We start from the raw sequence: 16,161 nt of genomic DNA, 5'->3' as shown, positions 1-16,161 counted from the left end.
GCCTCGAAGCGGACCGTACCTCCGTCACTTCGCGCCCGGTACCGGAACGGCTTGACTGTCATCCGTGTTGACGACGGCCCGGGTCGTGGCGGGGACGCCGAGCAGGGTTGTGATGCGGGCGGCAGTGCCGGGTGTGCCGTCGGCGAGGACGGTGGTGATGCCGAGCGCTTCGGCCGGGGGAAGGTTCCTCGGGTGGTCGTCCACGAACAGGCACGCCTTGCCGGGTAGTCCGAGCCGATCCAGGGTGAGCTGGTAGATCGCCGGATCGGGTTTGGCGATGCCCTCGCGCTCGGAGATTACCGCGACATCGAACAACTCCCACACGCCCAGGGCCTCGTACGGGTCGTACGGGTCGAGGCCGAAGGAGTTGGAGAGCAGCGCGACCGCCAGGCCGGCCTGACGTGCCGAGCGGGCGAGCGCGATCATGTCGTCGGCCGCACGGACGCCCGACCACGCCCGGCCCATCAGGTTCTCGTGTTGTGGCACGCCGAGGATGGGAGCCACCCGCCGGTTCCACTCCGCCTGGCTCAGGCGTCCGGCTTCGAGTTCGGTGTACAGCTGGCTTGCCTCCGGGTCATGGCCGAGCGTGTGCCGCCATGCCCCGGCATCGAGGCCCTGGGCGAGGCACCATGCGCGGTGAGCGGGTCCGGCGTTGGCTGTCAGTACGCCGACGAAGTCCAGGATCAGAGCCGCGAAGGGAAGTTCGGGTTCGCGGGGACGGGTCACGGTCGGGGCAGTCGGTGCCATGGCGGGTGTCGTCCTCCGGTGGAGTGGCTTCTCCAGGACCGTACCCGCTGGACTTCTGTCACTTCCGGCCGTCGCGTGCGGCAGTGAGTGAGGGCGTACTTGGGGCGGGGCGGGGCGGGGCGGGGTTGGGGGTGGGGGTGGTGGTGCGGGAGCTCGCCGGTGGTGACGAGGGTGGTCCAGTACTCACGGGGTGAACTCAGGCTGGTTGCCCGCCAGTCGGGCAGTGGGGCCTTCTGCGACTACTTCTGGGGGCTTCGGGTACCGCGGGCCCCTGCCAACGTGGCAGGGGCCCGCGGTGTAGGGAGCTGCGGCCCGTCCTCGATGAGCGGCGTCCTTACCGCCTACCGCCGGCCTGACGGCCCGGACTCACTTCAGGTGGCGGGCGAAGAAGCGGGCTCCGGCGTCGAGTTCGTGCTGCGGGACGCCGGTGTGCCCGCCCATGTTGGCGTGCAGGGTCTTCTCCTGGGAGCCGAAGGCGTCGAACAGGTCCAGGGCTGCCTGCCGGGGGTTCCCCTCGTCGTCCCACTGCAGCAGGACCTGCAGCGGGATGGTGACCTGCCGGGCCTCCTCGAAGATGGCGGCGGGCACGAGACTCCCGGCGAAGAGACCGGCGGCCGCGATGCGCGGCTCGACCACCGCCAGCCGGACGCCGATGGAGATGATTCCCCCCTCGTATCCGACCGGGCCGCCGATCTCGGGCAGCGCAAGGAGGTCGTCGAGCGCTGCCTGCCATTCCGGGACGGACTTCTCGACCAGCGGGAGGATCAGGGCGTCGATGATCTCGTCGCTGACCGGCTCCCCCGCCTCCATGACCCGGCGCAGGTCGGCGCGGGCCTGATCGGCGGCGGCCCAACGGGGACGGTCACCGCTTCCGGGGAGCTCGATGGTGGCCGAGGCGAAGCCGTACTCCGCCGCGTAGTACCGGGCCCGACCCGCCAGCCGGGGGTACATCTTGCCCAGTCCGAGCGGCGGGGGGCAGATCAGGATCAGCGGCACCGGTGCGGACACGGAGGCGGACGCGGGCGTCCACAGGATGCCGGGGATCTCGCCGAGGGTGAACTCGCGCTCGATGACGCCGTCGTCGAAACGCTGCTCAGAAGTGAAGTGCATGGTCGTGCCTTTCGGGAGTGCTCAGAGATGGCGCTCCCGGACGACGACCTATCGCCCGACCGTGACCCCGGAGGGGAGCACCCATGTCGATACTGCGTTCACGGGTACCACCTCCTCGTTCTCTCACACGGCCTCCGGAAAGGTAGCAGTGGTCGCCGTGGTCCGCCAAGCGGGTTGTTGCGAACGGGGATCCGGGCGGCGCGACTGACTCCGCTGCCGGGCGGCGTCAGTCGCGCAGGCTACTTCCGGGCGTTGGTGCGGCGGGTGGGCTCGGCCGTCGTCGGGTCTTCGGGCCAGGGGTGGCGGGGGTAGCGGCCCCGCAGATCGGCGCGGACGGCGCGGTAGCCGTCGCGCCAGAAGGACTCCAGATCACCGGTGACGGCGGCGGGGCGGCCGGCGGGGGAGAGCAGGTGGATGGTCAGCGGGACGCGTCCGCCGGCCAGGGCAGGAGCGGCCGTCCAGCCGAAGAGTTCCTGCAACTTGACGGCCAGCACGGGGCGTTCGGTGGTGTAGTCGACGCGGATCTTGGATCCTGACGGCACGGTGATGCGTTCGGGGGCGAGTTCGTCCAGGCGGCCCGCCTCGCCGGTGGTCCAGGGGAGGAGGTGCTGGAGGGCTGACGTCGTGTCGATCCTGGCGAGGTCGGATCGGCGGCGGGCGCGGGAGAGTTCGGGTTCCAGCCACTCGTCGGCGCGGTCCAACAGCCCCTCGTCGGAGACGTCGGGCCAGGGTTCACCGATGGCGGTGTGGAGGAAGGCCAGACGCTCGCGCAGGTTGGACGGGAACGTCAGCAGCGCGCTGACGCCTTCGCGAGCCAGGCCTTCGAGGAGGGCGGCGCGGACCAGTTGGGCGTCGGGGCGGTTGAGGGGCTTTTCGGCGAGTTCGATCGCGCCCAAGGATTCCACCCGGCGGGAGACGACCTCACTTCGCCGGCTGTCCCAGTGGACCTCCTCGCGGGCAGTCACCAGCGCCGCTCCGGCGGCCAGCGCGGTGTCCTCGTCCAGCGCCGCGGCGTGCAGCACCCGTGCCGAGTGCGAGCCGGCCGGGCGGTCGGCGACCGCGACGGCGAGCCAGGGCAGCGCGCCGAGTGCCGTGCCCGGGGCGAGTTCGGCGGCGGTCCCGCTCGCCATCAGGTACGGGCTGCGCTCGCCCGGCGCGGGCCGCTCGACCCGGGCGCGGGCGATCCGTTCCGGGAAGGCGAGGGCGACGACCAGCCCTGCGGCCGTCGAGTCGGGCAGGTCGGTGGCGGGTTCGTCGGAGGTGGCGCGCAGCAGGCGGCGGACTTCGTCGCGCCAGCGGCCCGCGTACGGGTCCCGGGAGGAGCGAACGGTCCGCCACACCGCGCCGAGGTCGTCCCCCAGGGCCCGCGGCGGTTCCTCCGACAGCAGCGCGACCACTTCGGCCGCCCGCCGAGCCCCGACCGCCGCCGCTCCGTCGACCAGGGCGCGGCCGAGCCGCGGGTGCAGCCCCGTGCGGGCGAGGCGCATGCCGCGCTTCGTCGCCCGCCCGTCGGAGGAGACCGCCCCCAGCGCCTGGAGGGTCTGCCGGGCGGCGGCCATCGCCCCCGCCGGTGGCGCGTCGGGCAGGGCGAGGCCGGTGGCGTCCGGGTCGCCCCAGCAGGCGGCCTGGAGGGCGAACGAGGTGAGGTCCGCGAGCGCGATCTCCGGGGTGGGGAAGCGTGCCGCGAGGGCGTCCTCGGCCTCGTTCCAGCAGCGGTAGACGGTGCCGGGCGCCTCGCGCCCGGCGCGGCCGGCCCGCTGGCGCGCGGCGGCGAGGGAGGCCCGGACGGTGACGAGCCCGGCGAGGCCGCGGGCGTGGTCGGTGCGCGGCTCGCGGGCGAGCCCGGCGTCCACGACGACCCGTACGCCGGGCACGGTGAGCGAGGACTCGGCGACGGCGGTGGCCAGCACGACCCGGCGGCCCTCCCCACGGGAGAGGGCCGCGTCCTGGACGGCCTGCGGGGCGCGGCCGTGGAGTTGCAGGACGTCGACGCCCACTGCGCCCAGCGCCCCGGCCACCCGGGCGATCTCGCCGACGCCGGGCAGGAAGCAGAGCACGTCCCCGTCCTGCTCGGCGAGGGCTCGCCGCACCACCGAGGCGACGTGGTCGAGCAGCGCCGGGTCGACCCGGGTGCCGTGGGCGGGCCGGACGGCGCGCGGCGGTGGCGCCCAGAGCACCTCGACCGGGTGGGAGACGCCGTGCGCCTCCACCACGGGCGCGCCGCCGAGGAGGTCGGCCCAGGCCTCGGTGTCGGAGGTGGCCGAGGCGCAGACCAGCCGGAGTTCGGGCCGCAGCGCCGCCCGGACGTCGAGCAGGAAGGCGAGCGCGGTGTCGGCGTCCAGGTGCCGTTCGTGGCACTCGTCGAGCACGACCACGTCCACGCCGGGGAGTTCCTGGTCGCGCTGGAGGCGCTGCAGCAGCACTCCGGTGGTGACCACCTCGACGACCGTCTCCGGCCCGACCCGGCGCTCGCCGCGCACGGTGTACCCGACCCGGCCGCCGACGGCCTCGCCGAGCAGCCAGGCCATCCGCCGGGCGGCGGCCCGTACGGCGAGCCGGCGCGGTTCGGCGACCAGCACCCGCCGTACCGGGCCCTCGGAGGAGAGCAGCCCCGCCAGGGCGAGCGGCACCAGCGTCGTCTTGCCGGTGCCGGGTGGTGCGGCGAGGACGGCGGCGCCGTGCTCGTCCAGCGCGTCGTGCAGGGCGGGCAGGGCGGTGCGGACGGGCAGTTCGCGCCAGGCCGGGTTCATCGGGGCGCTCAGCCCCGCTCGGTGACGAAGATCGCGGTGCCGGGGATCAGCCGCCCCCGCAGCGGGGACCAGCCGCCCCACTCCTGCTCCAGGCCGGCCGGCCACTCGGGCTCGACCAGGTCCACCAGGCGGAAGCCGGCGGTGACGAGTTCGCGGACCCGGTCGCCGAGGGTGCGGTGGTGCTCGACGTAGGTGGCGCGGCCCTGCTCGTCCTGTTCGACGTACGGGGTGCGGTCGAAGTAGGAGGATGTCGCGGTGAGGCCCTCGACGCCCGGCTCGTCGGGGAAGGCCCAGCGGATCGGGTGGGTCACCGAGAACACCCAGCGCCCGCCGGGCCGCAGCACCCGGTGCACCTCGCGCATCAGGGCGACGGTGTCGGCGCTGAACGGGACGGCGCCGTAGGCGGAGCAGGCGAGGTCGAAGGACGCGTCGGCGAAGGGCAGTACGGCGGCGTCGGCCTGGACGACCGCGACGGGTGCGGTGCCGCGGCCGAGGTCGATCCGGCGGGAGTGCTGGAGCTGGCGGTAGGAGATGTCCAGGGCGACCGGTCGGGCTCCCCGGGCGGCCAGCCAGCGGGAGCACTGGGCGGCGCCGGCGCCGATCTCCAGGACGTCCCGGCCGGCCACCTCGCCGAGCAGGTGGGCGTCGGCCTCGTCCAGGCCCTCGGGGCACCAGGTGAAGCGGTCGTCGCCGAGGAACTCGCCGTGCTCGTCCTGGTACTCGTCGGCGTTGCGGTCCCACCAGTGCCGGCTGGCCCGGCTGCTCTCCCCGGTGCCGGCCTCCCTGCGGGTGGCCTCGTCGCCGTCCTCCTCCTCGGCCCGCGCGGGGGAGGTGTCAAGATCGTGCAGGTCTGACTGGGGGGTGGTGGCCACGGTGACAATGCCCATCGCGTAGGGTATGTAAGTGCGGAAGCGCCGCTGCCGCGAACCGGCCCGTAAGGGTCCGGATCCTGGCGGTGGCATCCGGGGACAGGGCCCCTTCGGGCGCCGCCGCGAGGCGCGCATTCGGAGGATATGGCCTGATCCGTACCGGGCTCCACCGTCTTGCCGTCCTTCGGCATTGACCGTGCCTGGCCGTCCCCGTATGCTACAAGTTGCGCTGCGGGCCTGCGCGCCTCGGACGGAGCAGGTCGCGCTCGCATCTGTCGAAGACCCCACGGTCGCAAGACGGACGCCGGTTCTCGTTGTACGGGATCCTGGTGTGCCGTGTTCTTGGCTGTCCGGCTTTCGGTGGGAGCGATACAGGCCCTCCGCGTGGCATTACCTACGACTTTCATGTCCGTACCGGAGCCCTTTTCCTAATGACGAGCCCCACCGACTCCTCCCTCAGCACCACCCCGCAGGTCGCGGTCAACGACATCGGCGACGCGGAGGCGTTCCTCGCCGCGATCGACGAGACCATCAAGTACTTCAACGATGGCGACATCGTCGAGGGCGTCATCGTGAAGGTCGACCGTGACGAGGTCCTCCTCGACATCGGTTACAAGACCGAGGGCGTCATCCCGTCCCGCGAGCTCTCGATCAAGCACGACGTTGACCCGCACGAGGTCGTCGCCGTCGGTGACAACATCGAGGCCCTGGTTCTCCAGAAGGAGGACAAGGAGGGTCGTCTCATCCTGTCCAAGAAGCGCGCTCAGTACGAGCGTGCCTGGGGCACGATCGAGAAGATCAAGGAAGAGGACGGCATCGTCACCGGTACCGTCATCGAGGTCGTCAAGGGTGGTCTCATCCTCGACATCGGCCTCCGTGGCTTCCTCCCGGCCTCGCTCGTCGAGATGCGTCGTGTCCGCGACCTCCAGCCCTACGTGGGCAAGGAGCTCGAGGCCAAGATCATCGAGCTGGACAAGAACCGCAACAACGTGGTCCTGTCCCGCCGTGCCTGGCTGGAGCAGACCCAGAGCGAGGTCCGCCAGACCTTCCTCACCACCCTGCAGAAGGGCCAGGTGCGCTCCGGCGTCGTCTCCTCGATCGTCAACTTCGGTGCCTTCGTGGACCTGGGTGGCGTCGACGGCCTGGTTCACGTCTCCGAGCTGTCCTGGAAGCACATCGACCACCCGTCCGAGGTTGTCGAGGTCGGCCAGGAGGTCACCGTCGAGGTTCTCGACGTTGACATGGACCGCGAGCGCGTCTCCCTGTCGCTGAAGGCGACCCAGGAGGACCCGTGGCAGCAGTTCGCCCGTACCCACCAGATCGGCCAGGTCGTTCCGGGTAAGGTCACCAAGCTGGTTCCGTTCGGTGCGTTCGTCCGCGTGGACGAGGGCATCGAGGGTCTGGTCCACATCTCCGAGCTGGCCGAGCGCCACGTCGAGATCCCGGAGCAGGTCGTCCAGGTCGGCGACGAGATCTTCGTCAAGGTCATCGACATCGACCTCGAGCGTCGTCGCATCAGCCTGTCGCTGAAGCAGGCCAACGAGGCCCTGGGTGCCAACCCGGCCGAGGTCGAGTTCGACCCGACCCTGTACGGCATGGCCGCCTCGTACGACGACCAGGGCAACTACATCTACCCGGAGGGCTTCGACCCCGAGGCGAACGACTGGCTGCCCGGCTTCGAGAAGCAGCGCGAGGAGTGGGAGCGCCAGTACGCCGAGGCGCAGTCCCGCTTCGAGCAGCACCAGGCCCAGGTCATCAAGAGCCGCGAGGCCGACGCCCAGGCTGCCGAGGAGGGTGGCGACGCCGTCGCCGCTGCCGCCGGTGGCTCCTACTCGTCCAGCAGCGACGAGGGCTCGGGCGCCCTGGCCTCCGACGAGGCCCTGGCCGCCCTGCGCGAGAAGCTGGCCGGCGGCCAGAGCTGAGGCTCTCGCTTCCCGCTAGCCGATAGCTAGACGGTGGGCCCCACCCGGAATTTCCGGGTGGGGCCCATTTCGTTTTTCGCGATGTTTTATACCGGCTTGACTTATGTGAAGCTGATGTGAAGAAAAGTGTGAGATGAGGCTCATTGCCCATCTATAGGCCTTGGTTCGGGTTCCACCTAGATTGAGAGGAGCTGCCCGAAAGGCTTCTCATGCGCAATACCTCCTCCGTCGCCCCCACCGCCGTGGTCGGCGGCCGGCTCGCGGCCATCGGCCGGTTCTGCTTCCGTCACCGTCGCTGGGTACTCGGCCTGTGGGCCGTCGTCCTGGTGGTCGGCGTCCTGATCGGGGGCCGGGTCTTCGAGGGCTCGGTGGCCGGGGCGTCCTCCGCCAGCGCCGAGGCCGACCGGGGGAGCGCGGTGGTCGCCGCGGCCGACCCGGCCAAGGGCACCGTCACCGCCGTGGTGGACGGTAAGCCGGTGGACGATCCGACGGTGAAGGCCGCCGTGGAGCGGGCCACCGCCGAGATCGCCGCCCTGCCCGGGGTCTCCTCCTCGCTCGACGCGTACGGCACCGGCCCGGAGGCGGCCGCGCTGAGCTCCGCCGACGGGACGGCGAGCCTGGTCACCGTTCGGATGGCCGACACCGCGAGCACCGCCCAGACCGACGCCGTCACCGCGCGGCTCGCCGCGCTGGACGGAGTGGGCGGCGCCCACGTCACGGTCGGCGGGGACCTGGTGCTCCAGCAGGAGGTCAAGCAGCAGACCGAGAAGGACACCCGGTTCGGTGAGCTGGTGACGCTGCCGCTCACGCTGATCGTCATGGTGCTGGTCTTCGGCGGGCTGGCGGCGGCCTCACTGCCGGTGATCGGGGCGGTCGCCTCGGTGGGCGGCGCGCTGCTGGCCATGTTCGGTTTCAGCCGGATCATGGACATCGACACCAGCGTGCTGCCGATCGCCACGGTGCTGGGGCTCGGGCTCTCGATCGACTACGCGCTGCTCATGGTGAATCGTTTCCGCGAGGAACGCGGCCTCGGCGCGGGCATCGCCGCCGCCGTGGAGCGGACCGCGGCGACCGCCGGACGCACCGTCGCCTTCTCCGGGCTGACCGTGGCCGTCGCGCTCTCCGGCCTGTTCGTCTTCACCAGCCCGGTGCTCGGCGCGGTGGCGGCGGCCGGAGTGAGCGTGGTGGTGATCGCCGTCGCCGCGGCGCTCACCCTGATCCCCGCGCTGCTCGGCTTCGCCGGCGCGCGGATCAAGACGCCCACCGCGCCCGTCGCGGACGAGGGGTTCTTCAGCCGGACCGTGCGCCGGGTGCGCAAGCGGGCGGTCGCCGTCACGCTCGCCTCCGTCGCGCTGCTGATCGCGGCCGGGGTGCCGTTCCTCCACGCCGACATGCGCAACTCCGGTGCCGCGGTGCTGCCCGCCTCCTCGGCCGGGCGGCAGGTCGCCGAGACGATCGACCAGCGCTTCCCGCAGGTCTCGGCCGCGCCGATCACGGTGGTGGTCGAGGGCGGGGCGTCGGTGGCCCAGGCGTACGCGGACGACGTGATCGCCAAGCTGCCCGGGGTGAGCGGGGTGCGGGCGGTGTCGCCGGTGGGCGACACGGTCTCCACGATCGACGTGCTGGTGCACGGGGACCCGCAGGGCGCACAGGCCAAGCAGGTGGTGGAGGAGCTGCGGGCCGACCGCGGCGGGCTGACCACCTACGTCACCGGCGGCGCGGCCTCGGTGGTGGACTTCCAGGACGAGCTGCTCTCACGTGGGCCGTGGGCGCTGGGCCTGGTGGCGGTCGGCACCCTGGTGCTGCTGTTCCTGATGACCGGCTCGGTGGTGATGCCGGTCAAGGCGCTGCTGATGAACCTGCTCTCGCTGGGCGCCTCGCTCGGCGCGCTCACCCTGGTGTTCCAGGACGGCTGGTTCAGCGGGCTGCTCGGGTTCAGTCCGACCGGCGGGCTGGAGACCTTCATCCCGGTGCTGGTCTTCGCCTTCGCCTTCGGGCTGTCGATGGACTACGAGGTGTTCCTGCTCTCCCGGATCAGGGAGCTGACCCTGCGCGGGCACGACTGCGTCCGGGCGGTGGAGCTGGGCGTGCAGCGCAGCGGTCGGATCATCACCTCGGCGGCGCTGCTGATGGTGATCGTCTTCGCCGGGTTCGCGCTCGGGGACATGCTGATGGTCAAGCAGATGGGCATCGCGCTGGCCGTCGCCGTCGCGGTGGACGCCACCCTGGTGCGCTGCCTGCTGGTGCCCGCCGCGATGAGCCTGTTCGGCGAGTTCAACTGGTGGGCGCCCGCTCCGCTGCGGCGGCTGCACCGGCGGTTCGGGCTGAGCGAGCACGTCGACCTGCCGGAGGTCCGGCCGGCGGCGGTCCCGGTGCCGCGGCCGGTGGCGGAGCCGGTGGGAGAGGGCCCGGTGGGAGAGGCGCCGGCGGGCAAGGACCTGGTGGGCTCAGCCCAGTCGGCGTAGCAGGTCGACCGCCGCGCGCAGCCGGTGCTGCTCCTCGGGGGTGAGCCGGGCCTCGATGGCGGTGGCGATCCGGTGCTCGCGGCGGGCGCGCTGGTCGAGCAGGGCGCTGCGGCCGGCCTCGGTGGCGGTGATCAGCAGCTTGCGGCCGTCGGTGGGGTGGGGCTGCTGGGTGACCAGTCCGGCCTCGGTCATCAGCGCGACGGTGCGGGCCATCGACTGGTGGCGGACCCGCTGGAGCGCGGCGAGTTCGGCGACCGTGCAGGTGCGCCCGTCGCGGACCAGCAGGCCGAGGACGCCGGCCTGGTTCTGCGGCAGCTCGTCGCCGTCGCGCAGGGAGCGGACCAGGCCCCCGAGGGCGGCGCGCAGGTCGGCGGCGAGTTCCAGGGTGTCCGGGTGCGGGGCTTCGCTGCTCATGGGATGAGTCTACCGGGAAGATCTACAGCATCGCTGTACAGTCTTGCTGTATGGTTCCCGCCATGCGAATCACCAAGTTCGGACATGCCTGCGTACGCGTCGAGCACGGCGACACCACCGTCGTCGTCGATCCCGGGGCGTTCACCGACTCCGCCGCCGCGCTGGCCGGCGCGGACGCCGTCCTGATCACCCACGAGCACATGGACCACTTCGAGGAGTCCGGGCTGCGCGCCGCGCTGGAGGCCGACCCGGCGCTGCGGGTGTGGACCAACCGGGCCGTCGCCGCACAGCTGGACGGCGTGGCGCGGCGGGTCACCGTGGTCGGCGAGGGCGACGCCTTCGAGATCGGCGGGCTCGGGGTCTCGGTGCACGGCGAGTGGCACGCGGTGATCCACCCGGACATCCCGCGGGTGCACAACATCGGCTTCCTCTTCGACGGTCGGCTGTTCCACCCCGGCGACGAGTTCACCGTGCCGCCGCACGCCGTGGAGACACTGCTGCTGCCGCTCGCGGCGCCGTGGAGCAAGGCCTCCGAGGTGATCGACTACGTCCGGGAGGCCGGTCCGCGCCGGGCGGTGCCGGTGCACGAGGCGGTGCTCAGCCCGATCGGGTTCGCCGTGCAGACCCGGCTGGTCGGGCCGCAGGGGCCGGGGACGGGGGCGGAGCTGACGGTGCTGGGGGAGGGCGAGAGCCTGGAGCTGGACTGAGCGGGCTCCGGGGGTGGCCCGTACTGACGGGCCCGGTGCCGCGCCGGTAGCCTGACGCCATGCTGAAGATCGGACTGACGGGTGGCATCGGCGCGGGCAAGAGCGAGGTGTCCCGGCTGTTCGCCGCGCGCGGCGCGGTGATCGTGGACTCCGACGTGATCGCCCGCGAGGTGGTCGCCCCCGGGACGGACGGTCTGGCGGCCGTGGTCGCCGAGTTCGGACCGCAGGTGCTGCGCGAGGACGGCACACTGGACCGTCCCGCGCTCGGGGCGGTCGTGTTCGCCGACCCGGAGCGGCTGAAGGCGCTCAACGCGATCGTCCACCCGCTGGTGCGGGACCGCGCCGCCGAGCTGGAGGCGGCGGCCGCGCCGGACGCGGTTGTGGTGCACGACGTGCCGCTGCTGGCCGAGAACGGCCTGGCGCCGCTGTACGACCTGGTCGCGGTGGTGGACGCGGCCGACGAGGTGCGGGTGGACCGGCTGGTGCGGCTGCGCGGGATGGCCGAGGAGGAGGCCCGGGCCCGGATGGCCGCACAGGCCTCCCGGGAGGACCGGCTGGCGATCGCCGACCTGGTGATCGACAACAGCGCCGGCCTGGCGGAGCTGGAGGCGCGGGTGGACGAGGTCTGGGCGGAGCTGGCGCGGCGCGCGGCGGCCTGAGCCCGGGCTTCGGCTGAGGGCCGGGGCCGCGGATACACGCTGCGGATACGGCCCGCGGATACGGCCGGGGTTCGGTGCCGGGGTGCGGTGTCGGGGTTCAGGCGGCGCCGAGCGGCAGCCGGGCCCGGACGGCGAAGCCGCCCTCCGGGGTCGGCCCGGCGTGCAGGGTGCCGCCGAGGTCCCCGGCCCGGGTGCGCATGCCGCGCAGGCCGTGGCCGCCGGAGGGCAGTTCGGGGCGCTCGGCCCGCCCGTCGGCGGCTCCGGCGCCGTCTATTTCGGGAGCGCGGGCGGCGGGGGAGTTGACCACCGCCAGGCTCAGCGCGTCCGGTGCGACCTCGACGGTGACGGCCACCTCGGCGGCCGGGGCGTGCTTGTGGGCGTTGGTCAGCGCCTCCTGGACGATCCGGTACGCCGCGTACTGCACGGCGGGCCCCGGGTCGGGCAGGCCCTCGGCCGGGCCGCTGACGGTCAGCCCGACCGCCAACCCGGCCTGCCGGGACTCCTCGACCAGAGCGGGCAGCCCGCGCAGCGAGGGCGGCACCTGCGCGGTTGGGGTGGTCAACACGCCGAGCAGGGCGCGCAGTTCGGTGAGCGCCTGGAGGCCGAGGGTGCGGATCAGCCCGAGCGTCTCCCGGACGGCAGCCGGGTCCTCGGCCAGGGCGACCTGCCCGGCGCCCGCGTGCAGGGCGATCAGTGAGACCCGGTTGGACACCACGTCGTGCATCTCCCGGGCGAGCCGGGCGCGTTCGGCGGCCACCGCGCGCTCCTCGGCGTGCCGGCGGGCCTCCTCCAGCAGCCGGTTGCGCTCGCCGAGCAGCCGGTTGCGTTCGGCCAGCACGCTGACGGTGCGGGCGCGCTGGTGCGCGGTCAGCCCGAGGGCGAGCGGCACGGCGCCGAAGACCAGAGGGTCCTCGACCAGGTTGGCGAGTCCGGACGGGTTGCCGACGTCCCCGAGATCGAACGGCACGAACAGTCGCAGCAGGGCCAGTGCCGCCAGGACGGACACCGGCACGGTGCCGCCGCGCCGCGCGGCCAGCCCGTAGAGCGCGACGGCCAGCGGGAGTTGGCCGCTCACCAGGGTGACCACGGTGACCGCGGCCGGGTGGCGGCGGCGCAGGGCCAGGGCGAGCGCGCCGATCGCGATCAGGCCCGTGTTGGTCGCCGGTGAGGCGGTCGGGCCGAAGTCCGGGTCGCCGGCGGCGAGCGGGACGAGGAGCAGCAGCACCAGGGCGGTCGGCGCGAGCGCCCGGACCGGGCGTGGCAGGTGCAGCGGTGGGCCGGGCAGCGGTGCGGCGAGGTCCTCGGCCGACGGACCGGCTGACCGTCCGGCGCCTGACGGCCCGGTGGCCGACTCGCCGGTGGCCGACCGGTCGGTGGGCTGCTGCATGAGGGGCATGCTTCCACACCGGCGCGGCGCCGGGACGGTCGTCGGATCGAGTGGCCGGGAAGGGACTGGTGAAAGGCCCGGGCGGGAGGGGAGCATGGCGGGATGGATGATCGTTTCTCGCCCGAGCCGGCCCTCGCCGGGGCGCCGGTGGTCGAACGGCTCGCGCGGTACGGCCGCGCCGAGCAGGAGGAGGTCCTCGGCCCGGGGGAGGACCCGTACGGCGTCGCGTACACCGGGCTGACCTTCCGGCCCAAGGAGATCCACTTCGGCATCCGGGCCGCGGACGGCCGGCTCGTCGCCCACACCGGGCTGGTGCCGCTGCCGCTCACCGCCGGCGGCACCGACCTGACGGTGATGGGCGTCGGCGGGGTCTGCGTCGCCCCCGACCGGCGGCACGGCGGCCTCGCGCAGGCCGTGGTCGGGGCCGCCCTCGACCACGCGCGCACGCTCGGCCACCGGTACGCGCTGCTGTTCTGCCGCCCGCCGCTGGCCGCGTTCTATCGGGGGCTCGGGTTCCGGGAGGTGGTGCGGGGGGTGACGGTGGAACAGCCGGAGGGGCGGTTGGCGGAGATGCCGCTGCGCACCATGTGGGCGCCGCTGGCCGCCGGGGCCGGGTGGCCGGAGGGCCCGGTACGGCTGCGCTCGCTGCCGATGTGAGGTGTGCCCGGGCCGCCCCGGGCCGCCCCGGGCCTGGCTCGGGTCGTCGCGGCGAGGAGGCCGGCCGTTCAGGGCCGGGGTCAGGCCCTCGTGGCCGGGGTGCCCGCGTCCGCGTGCGCCAGGGCGGCGCCGGCCAGGGCGCGGATCATGGGGTGCGCCCGGGTGCCGTCGCCGGACAGCTCCGGCTGGAACAGCGAGGCCAGGAAGAACGGGTGGCCGGGCAGCTCCAGGATGCGCGCCTCGCCCGACCCGTCCGCGCCGCTGAACCGCAGGCCGTGCGCGGACAGCCGGTCCAGGTAGGCGCCGTCGAGGCCGTACGCGCAGTGGTAGCGCTCCAGGGTGCGGGTGGCGCCGAGGACCCGCTCGGCGAGGCTCCCGGGGGTGACCGTGACGGGCCCCTCGTGGCCGACCAGCGAGCAGGCCAGCGGCGCGATCACCTGCTGCTCCGCGTCCGGGTGCGCCTCGCCGTGGACGGCGTCCGTCAGGCCGCAGACGTTCCGGGCGTACTCCAGCACCGCGTGCTGGAACCCGGCGCAGGTGCCGAGGAAGGGGATGCCGCGCTCGCGGGCGGTCCGGACGGCGGCCAGCGCGCCCGCCTCGCTGCGGTACGGACTGCCGGGCAGCAGCCAGACCGCGTCGAAACCGGCCAGGGCGTCGGGCGCGGCGGCGTCCCCGGTCGGGATCCAGTAGGCGTCCAGGACGAGGTGGTCGTGCTCGGAGAGGGCGTCCAGCAGGCCCGGGATCCGGGCGTGCGAGCGGACGGCGGGGGAGCGGTCGCCGACCAGGGCGATCCGCGGGGGCAGGTAGGTCATGGGGCTATCCTGACCCCGCACCCGAGATCAGTGCCAACGATGATTCCTTAAGCTTCGATCAGATCGGTTGATGGTCGCCGTGGACCCCCAGCAGCTGCGCACCTTCGTCACCGTCGCCCGCCTGGCCTCCTTCTCGGAGGCCGCGCGGGAGCTCGGCTACACCCAGTCCGCGGTCTCCCAGCAGATCGCCGCGCTGGAGGCGGACCTCGGGGCGGCGCTGCTGGTCCGCCGTCCGGTCGGGCCGACCGGCGCCGGGCGGCGGCTGCTGGAGCACGCCGCGCCGCTGCTGGTCCGGCTGGAGGCGGCGCGTGCCGACGTCGCGCGCCTGGCGGGCGCACCGAGCGCCCGGCTGGTGCTCGGTGCCACCCCGCTGGCGGTCGGGGCGACCCTGGGGCGCGCGCTCGGCGAGGTGCGCCGGATCTACCCCGGGGTGGAGCCGGTGGTCCGGGTGCTCGCCCAGGACGTGCTGCCCGCCCAGGTCGCCACCGGAGAGGTCGACCTCGCGCTGATCGACGGACTGGCCGCGCCCAGCGACCCGCTGGCGCTGCCCGACGTCGGCCCGCTGCGCACCGTCGCGGTGGCCGAGCGGCCGGTCGCCGTCGCCCTGCCCGTCGGCCACCCGCTGGCCGGCCACCGCGGCCTCGCGCTCGCCGACCTCTCCGCCGCCCGCTGGCTGGACGCGCCCGACCTCACCCCGACGGCGGCCCGGCTGCGTGCCGCCGCGGGCGTCGACGGCTTCCGGCCCGCCGTCCGCTACCAGGGCACCGACCTGCACGGACTGCTCGCGCTGGTGGCGGCCGGGCACGGGCTCACCCTGCTGCCCGAGCCGGTGCTCGCGCGGGCGCCCGGGGTCGGGTCCGCGCCGATCGCGGTGCCCCGGCTGGCACACCGCACCGAACTCGTCCACGGCAGCCTGCCGGAGGGCCCGGCGGCGCTGCTGGTGCGGCTGTTGGAGGGATCCCGGGGCGATCGGGACCGGCTGGCGGCGCCGAATTCGGTTGCACGGGGCGTCGGCCCCGATGAAATGATCACGCGATGAGTACCGGAATCATCATCAGACGGGTGCGGGCCGAGGAGTGGCAGTCGCTCAGGGACCTCCGCCTGGAAGCGCTGCAGGACCCGGTCGCGGCCGTGGCCTTCCTGGAGACGTACGAGCTGGCCGTCACCAAGCCCGACGAGTTCTGGCAGGACCGCGTGACCCGGGCCGCGACCAGTCCGGACGTGGCGCAGCTCGTCGCGCAGACCCAGGACGGGCGCCTGCTCGGCTCCATGACCGGGGTGGTCGAGCGGTCCGGCGGGGAGGGGGCGCTGGGAGGCGACGTCATCGAGGTCGAACAGGTCCACGTGGTCGGGGTCTACGTCCGGCCCCAGGCGCGCGGCACCGGGCTGGCGCGGGACCTGATCCGGGCCGTCCAGGACTGGGCGTGGTCGCTCACCGAGCCCAGGATCGAGCGGGTGCGGCTGTTCGTCCACGAGGACAACCCGCGGGCCGAGGCGATGTACCGCAAGGCCGGCTTCGAGCCCTCCGGCGTGGCGCTGCCGGTGCCCGGCGGCGGGGCCGGCCGGGAGATCGAACTCGCGGTGCTCCGGAGCTGACCCGGGGGGCGGTCGGTTGTGGAGACCCGGGCACCAGGCGTTCACGCCCCGGGCCTGACGGTGGTC

14 protein-coding genes are annotated in these 16,161 nt (G+C 73.7%); 7 read left to right on the top strand and 7 right to left on the bottom strand.

The window, feature by feature from the left end:
* Nucleotides 1-24: 24 nt before the first annotated feature.
* The 4 genes from ACGF13_RS05345 to ACGF13_RS05330 form a co-directional block, all read right to left on the bottom strand.
* Nucleotides 25-726 (bottom strand): HAD family hydrolase, encoded by a 702-nt coding sequence (locus tag ACGF13_RS05345; RefSeq protein WP_392869172.1) that lies wholly within the window; start codon nt 724-726, stop codon nt 25-27.
* Nucleotides 727-1,113: 387 nt separating this feature from the next.
* Nucleotides 1,114-1,857: an alpha/beta hydrolase gene (locus ACGF13_RS05340; protein ID WP_392869170.1), complete on the bottom strand. Its 744-nt coding sequence runs from the start codon at nt 1,855-1,857 to the stop codon at nt 1,114-1,116.
* A 239-nt stretch (nt 1,858-2,096) separates the two neighbouring features.
* Nucleotides 2,097-4,607: an ATP-dependent helicase HrpB gene (gene hrpB, locus ACGF13_RS05335; RefSeq protein ID WP_392869168.1), complete on the bottom strand. Its 2,511-nt coding sequence runs from the start codon at nt 4,605-4,607 to the stop codon at nt 2,097-2,099.
* Between the two features lie 8 nt (nt 4,608-4,615).
* Nucleotides 4,616-5,494: a class I SAM-dependent methyltransferase gene (locus ACGF13_RS05330; protein ID WP_392869166.1), complete on the bottom strand. Its 879-nt coding sequence runs from the start codon at nt 5,492-5,494 to the stop codon at nt 4,616-4,618.
* Between the two features lie 413 nt (nt 5,495-5,907).
* Here ACGF13_RS05330 and rpsA point away from each other — a divergent pair, with 413 nt between their 5' ends.
* The gene (gene rpsA / locus ACGF13_RS05325; protein WP_049653883.1) at nt 5,908-7,398 is read left to right on the top strand and encodes a 30S ribosomal protein S1; all 1,491 of its coding nucleotides are present in this window, start codon (nt 5,908-5,910) and stop codon (nt 7,396-7,398) included.
* Nucleotides 7,399-7,607: 209 nt separating this feature from the next.
* Entirely contained in the window at nt 7,608-9,863 is a 2,256-nt protein-coding gene (locus tag ACGF13_RS05320; RefSeq protein WP_392869164.1) for an MMPL family transporter, read from the top strand.
* Here the strand turns inward: ACGF13_RS05320 and ACGF13_RS05315 are convergent.
* Nucleotides 9,846-10,277: a MarR family winged helix-turn-helix transcriptional regulator gene (locus tag ACGF13_RS05315; RefSeq protein ID WP_392869162.1), complete on the bottom strand. Its 432-nt coding sequence runs from the start codon at nt 10,275-10,277 to the stop codon at nt 9,846-9,848. The two genes, ACGF13_RS05320 and ACGF13_RS05315, sit on opposite strands and share 18 nt — an antisense overlap.
* 62 nt (nt 10,278-10,339) lie before the next feature.
* On the opposite strand from ACGF13_RS05315, the gene ACGF13_RS05310 reads away from it, so the two are divergent.
* Nucleotides 10,340-10,984: an MBL fold metallo-hydrolase gene (locus ACGF13_RS05310; RefSeq protein WP_392869160.1), complete on the top strand. Its 645-nt coding sequence runs from the start codon at nt 10,340-10,342 to the stop codon at nt 10,982-10,984.
* A 59-nt stretch (nt 10,985-11,043) separates the two neighbouring features.
* A complete protein-coding gene (gene coaE / locus ACGF13_RS05305; protein ID WP_392869158.1) occupies nt 11,044-11,643 on the top strand; it encodes a dephospho-CoA kinase in 600 nt (199 codons plus the stop codon).
* Nucleotides 11,644-11,740: 97 nt separating this feature from the next.
* On the opposite strand, the gene ACGF13_RS05300 is transcribed toward coaE, so the two are convergent.
* On the bottom strand, nt 11,741-13,030 hold the full coding sequence (locus ACGF13_RS05300) for a sensor histidine kinase (RefSeq protein WP_392869156.1): 1,290 nt from the start codon (nt 13,028-13,030) through the stop codon (nt 11,741-11,743).
* 102 nt (nt 13,031-13,132) lie between these two features.
* Here ACGF13_RS05300 and ACGF13_RS05295 point away from each other — a divergent pair, with 102 nt between their 5' ends.
* The gene (locus tag ACGF13_RS05295) at nt 13,133-13,687 is read left to right on the top strand and encodes a GNAT family N-acetyltransferase (protein WP_392869154.1); all 555 of its coding nucleotides are present in this window, start codon (nt 13,133-13,135) and stop codon (nt 13,685-13,687) included.
* 80 nt (nt 13,688-13,767) lie between these two features.
* Here the strand turns inward: ACGF13_RS05295 and ACGF13_RS05290 are convergent, their stop codons facing one another.
* Nucleotides 13,768-14,499 (bottom strand): hypothetical protein, encoded by a 732-nt coding sequence (locus ACGF13_RS05290; RefSeq protein WP_392869152.1) that lies wholly within the window; start codon nt 14,497-14,499, stop codon nt 13,768-13,770.
* A gap of 70 nt (nt 14,500-14,569) precedes the next feature.
* Between ACGF13_RS05290 and ACGF13_RS05285 the strand changes: the two genes are divergently transcribed.
* Both ACGF13_RS05285 and ACGF13_RS05280 read left to right on the top strand, forming a co-directional pair.
* A complete protein-coding gene (locus ACGF13_RS05285; protein WP_392869150.1) occupies nt 14,570-15,538 on the top strand; it encodes a LysR family transcriptional regulator in 969 nt (322 codons plus the stop codon).
* Nucleotides 15,535-16,095 (top strand): GNAT family N-acetyltransferase, encoded by a 561-nt coding sequence (locus ACGF13_RS05280; RefSeq protein WP_392869148.1) that lies wholly within the window; start codon nt 15,535-15,537, stop codon nt 16,093-16,095. Before ACGF13_RS05285 ends, ACGF13_RS05280 begins: the two co-directional genes overlap by 4 nt.
* Nucleotides 16,096-16,161: the final 66 nt, after the last annotated feature.

The organism is Kitasatospora sp. NPDC048286 (assembly GCF_043201735.1).
GTDB lineage: Bacteria > Actinomycetota > Actinomycetes > Streptomycetales > Streptomycetaceae > Kitasatospora.
This window is presented reverse-complemented; position numbering and strand designations above follow the sequence as displayed.

Bases quoted from the DNA above. Each gene is read 5' to 3' on its own strand.
- ACGF13_RS05290 (WP_392869152.1), bottom strand. From the start codon at position 14,499: ATGACCTACCTGCCCCCGCGGATCGCCCTGGTCGGCGACCGCTCCCCC.
- rpsA (WP_049653883.1), top strand. From the start codon at position 5,908: ATGACGAGCCCCACCGACTCCTCCCTCAGCACCACCCCGCAGGTCGCG.
- ACGF13_RS05300 (WP_392869156.1), bottom strand. From the start codon at position 13,030: ATGCAGCAGCCCACCGACCGGTCGGCCACCGGCGAGTCGGCCACCGGG.
- ACGF13_RS05320 (WP_392869164.1), top strand. From the start codon at position 7,608: ATGCGCAATACCTCCTCCGTCGCCCCCACCGCCGTGGTCGGCGGCCGG.
- ACGF13_RS05340 (WP_392869170.1), bottom strand. From the start codon at position 1,857: ATGCACTTCACTTCTGAGCAGCGTTTCGACGACGGCGTCATCGAGCGC.
- ACGF13_RS05295 (WP_392869154.1), top strand. From the start codon at position 13,133: ATGGATGATCGTTTCTCGCCCGAGCCGGCCCTCGCCGGGGCGCCGGTG.
- ACGF13_RS05280 (WP_392869148.1), top strand. From the start codon at position 15,535: ATGAGTACCGGAATCATCATCAGACGGGTGCGGGCCGAGGAGTGGCAG.
- ACGF13_RS05330 (WP_392869166.1), bottom strand. From the start codon at position 5,494: ATGGGCATTGTCACCGTGGCCACCACCCCCCAGTCAGACCTGCACGAT.
- ACGF13_RS05310 (WP_392869160.1), top strand. From the start codon at position 10,340: ATGCGAATCACCAAGTTCGGACATGCCTGCGTACGCGTCGAGCACGGC.
- coaE (WP_392869158.1), top strand. From the start codon at position 11,044: ATGCTGAAGATCGGACTGACGGGTGGCATCGGCGCGGGCAAGAGCGAG.
- ACGF13_RS05285 (WP_392869150.1), top strand. From the start codon at position 14,570: ATGGTCGCCGTGGACCCCCAGCAGCTGCGCACCTTCGTCACCGTCGCC.
- hrpB (WP_392869168.1), bottom strand. From the start codon at position 4,607: ATGAACCCGGCCTGGCGCGAACTGCCCGTCCGCACCGCCCTGCCCGCC.
- ACGF13_RS05315 (WP_392869162.1), bottom strand. From the start codon at position 10,277: ATGAGCAGCGAAGCCCCGCACCCGGACACCCTGGAACTCGCCGCCGAC.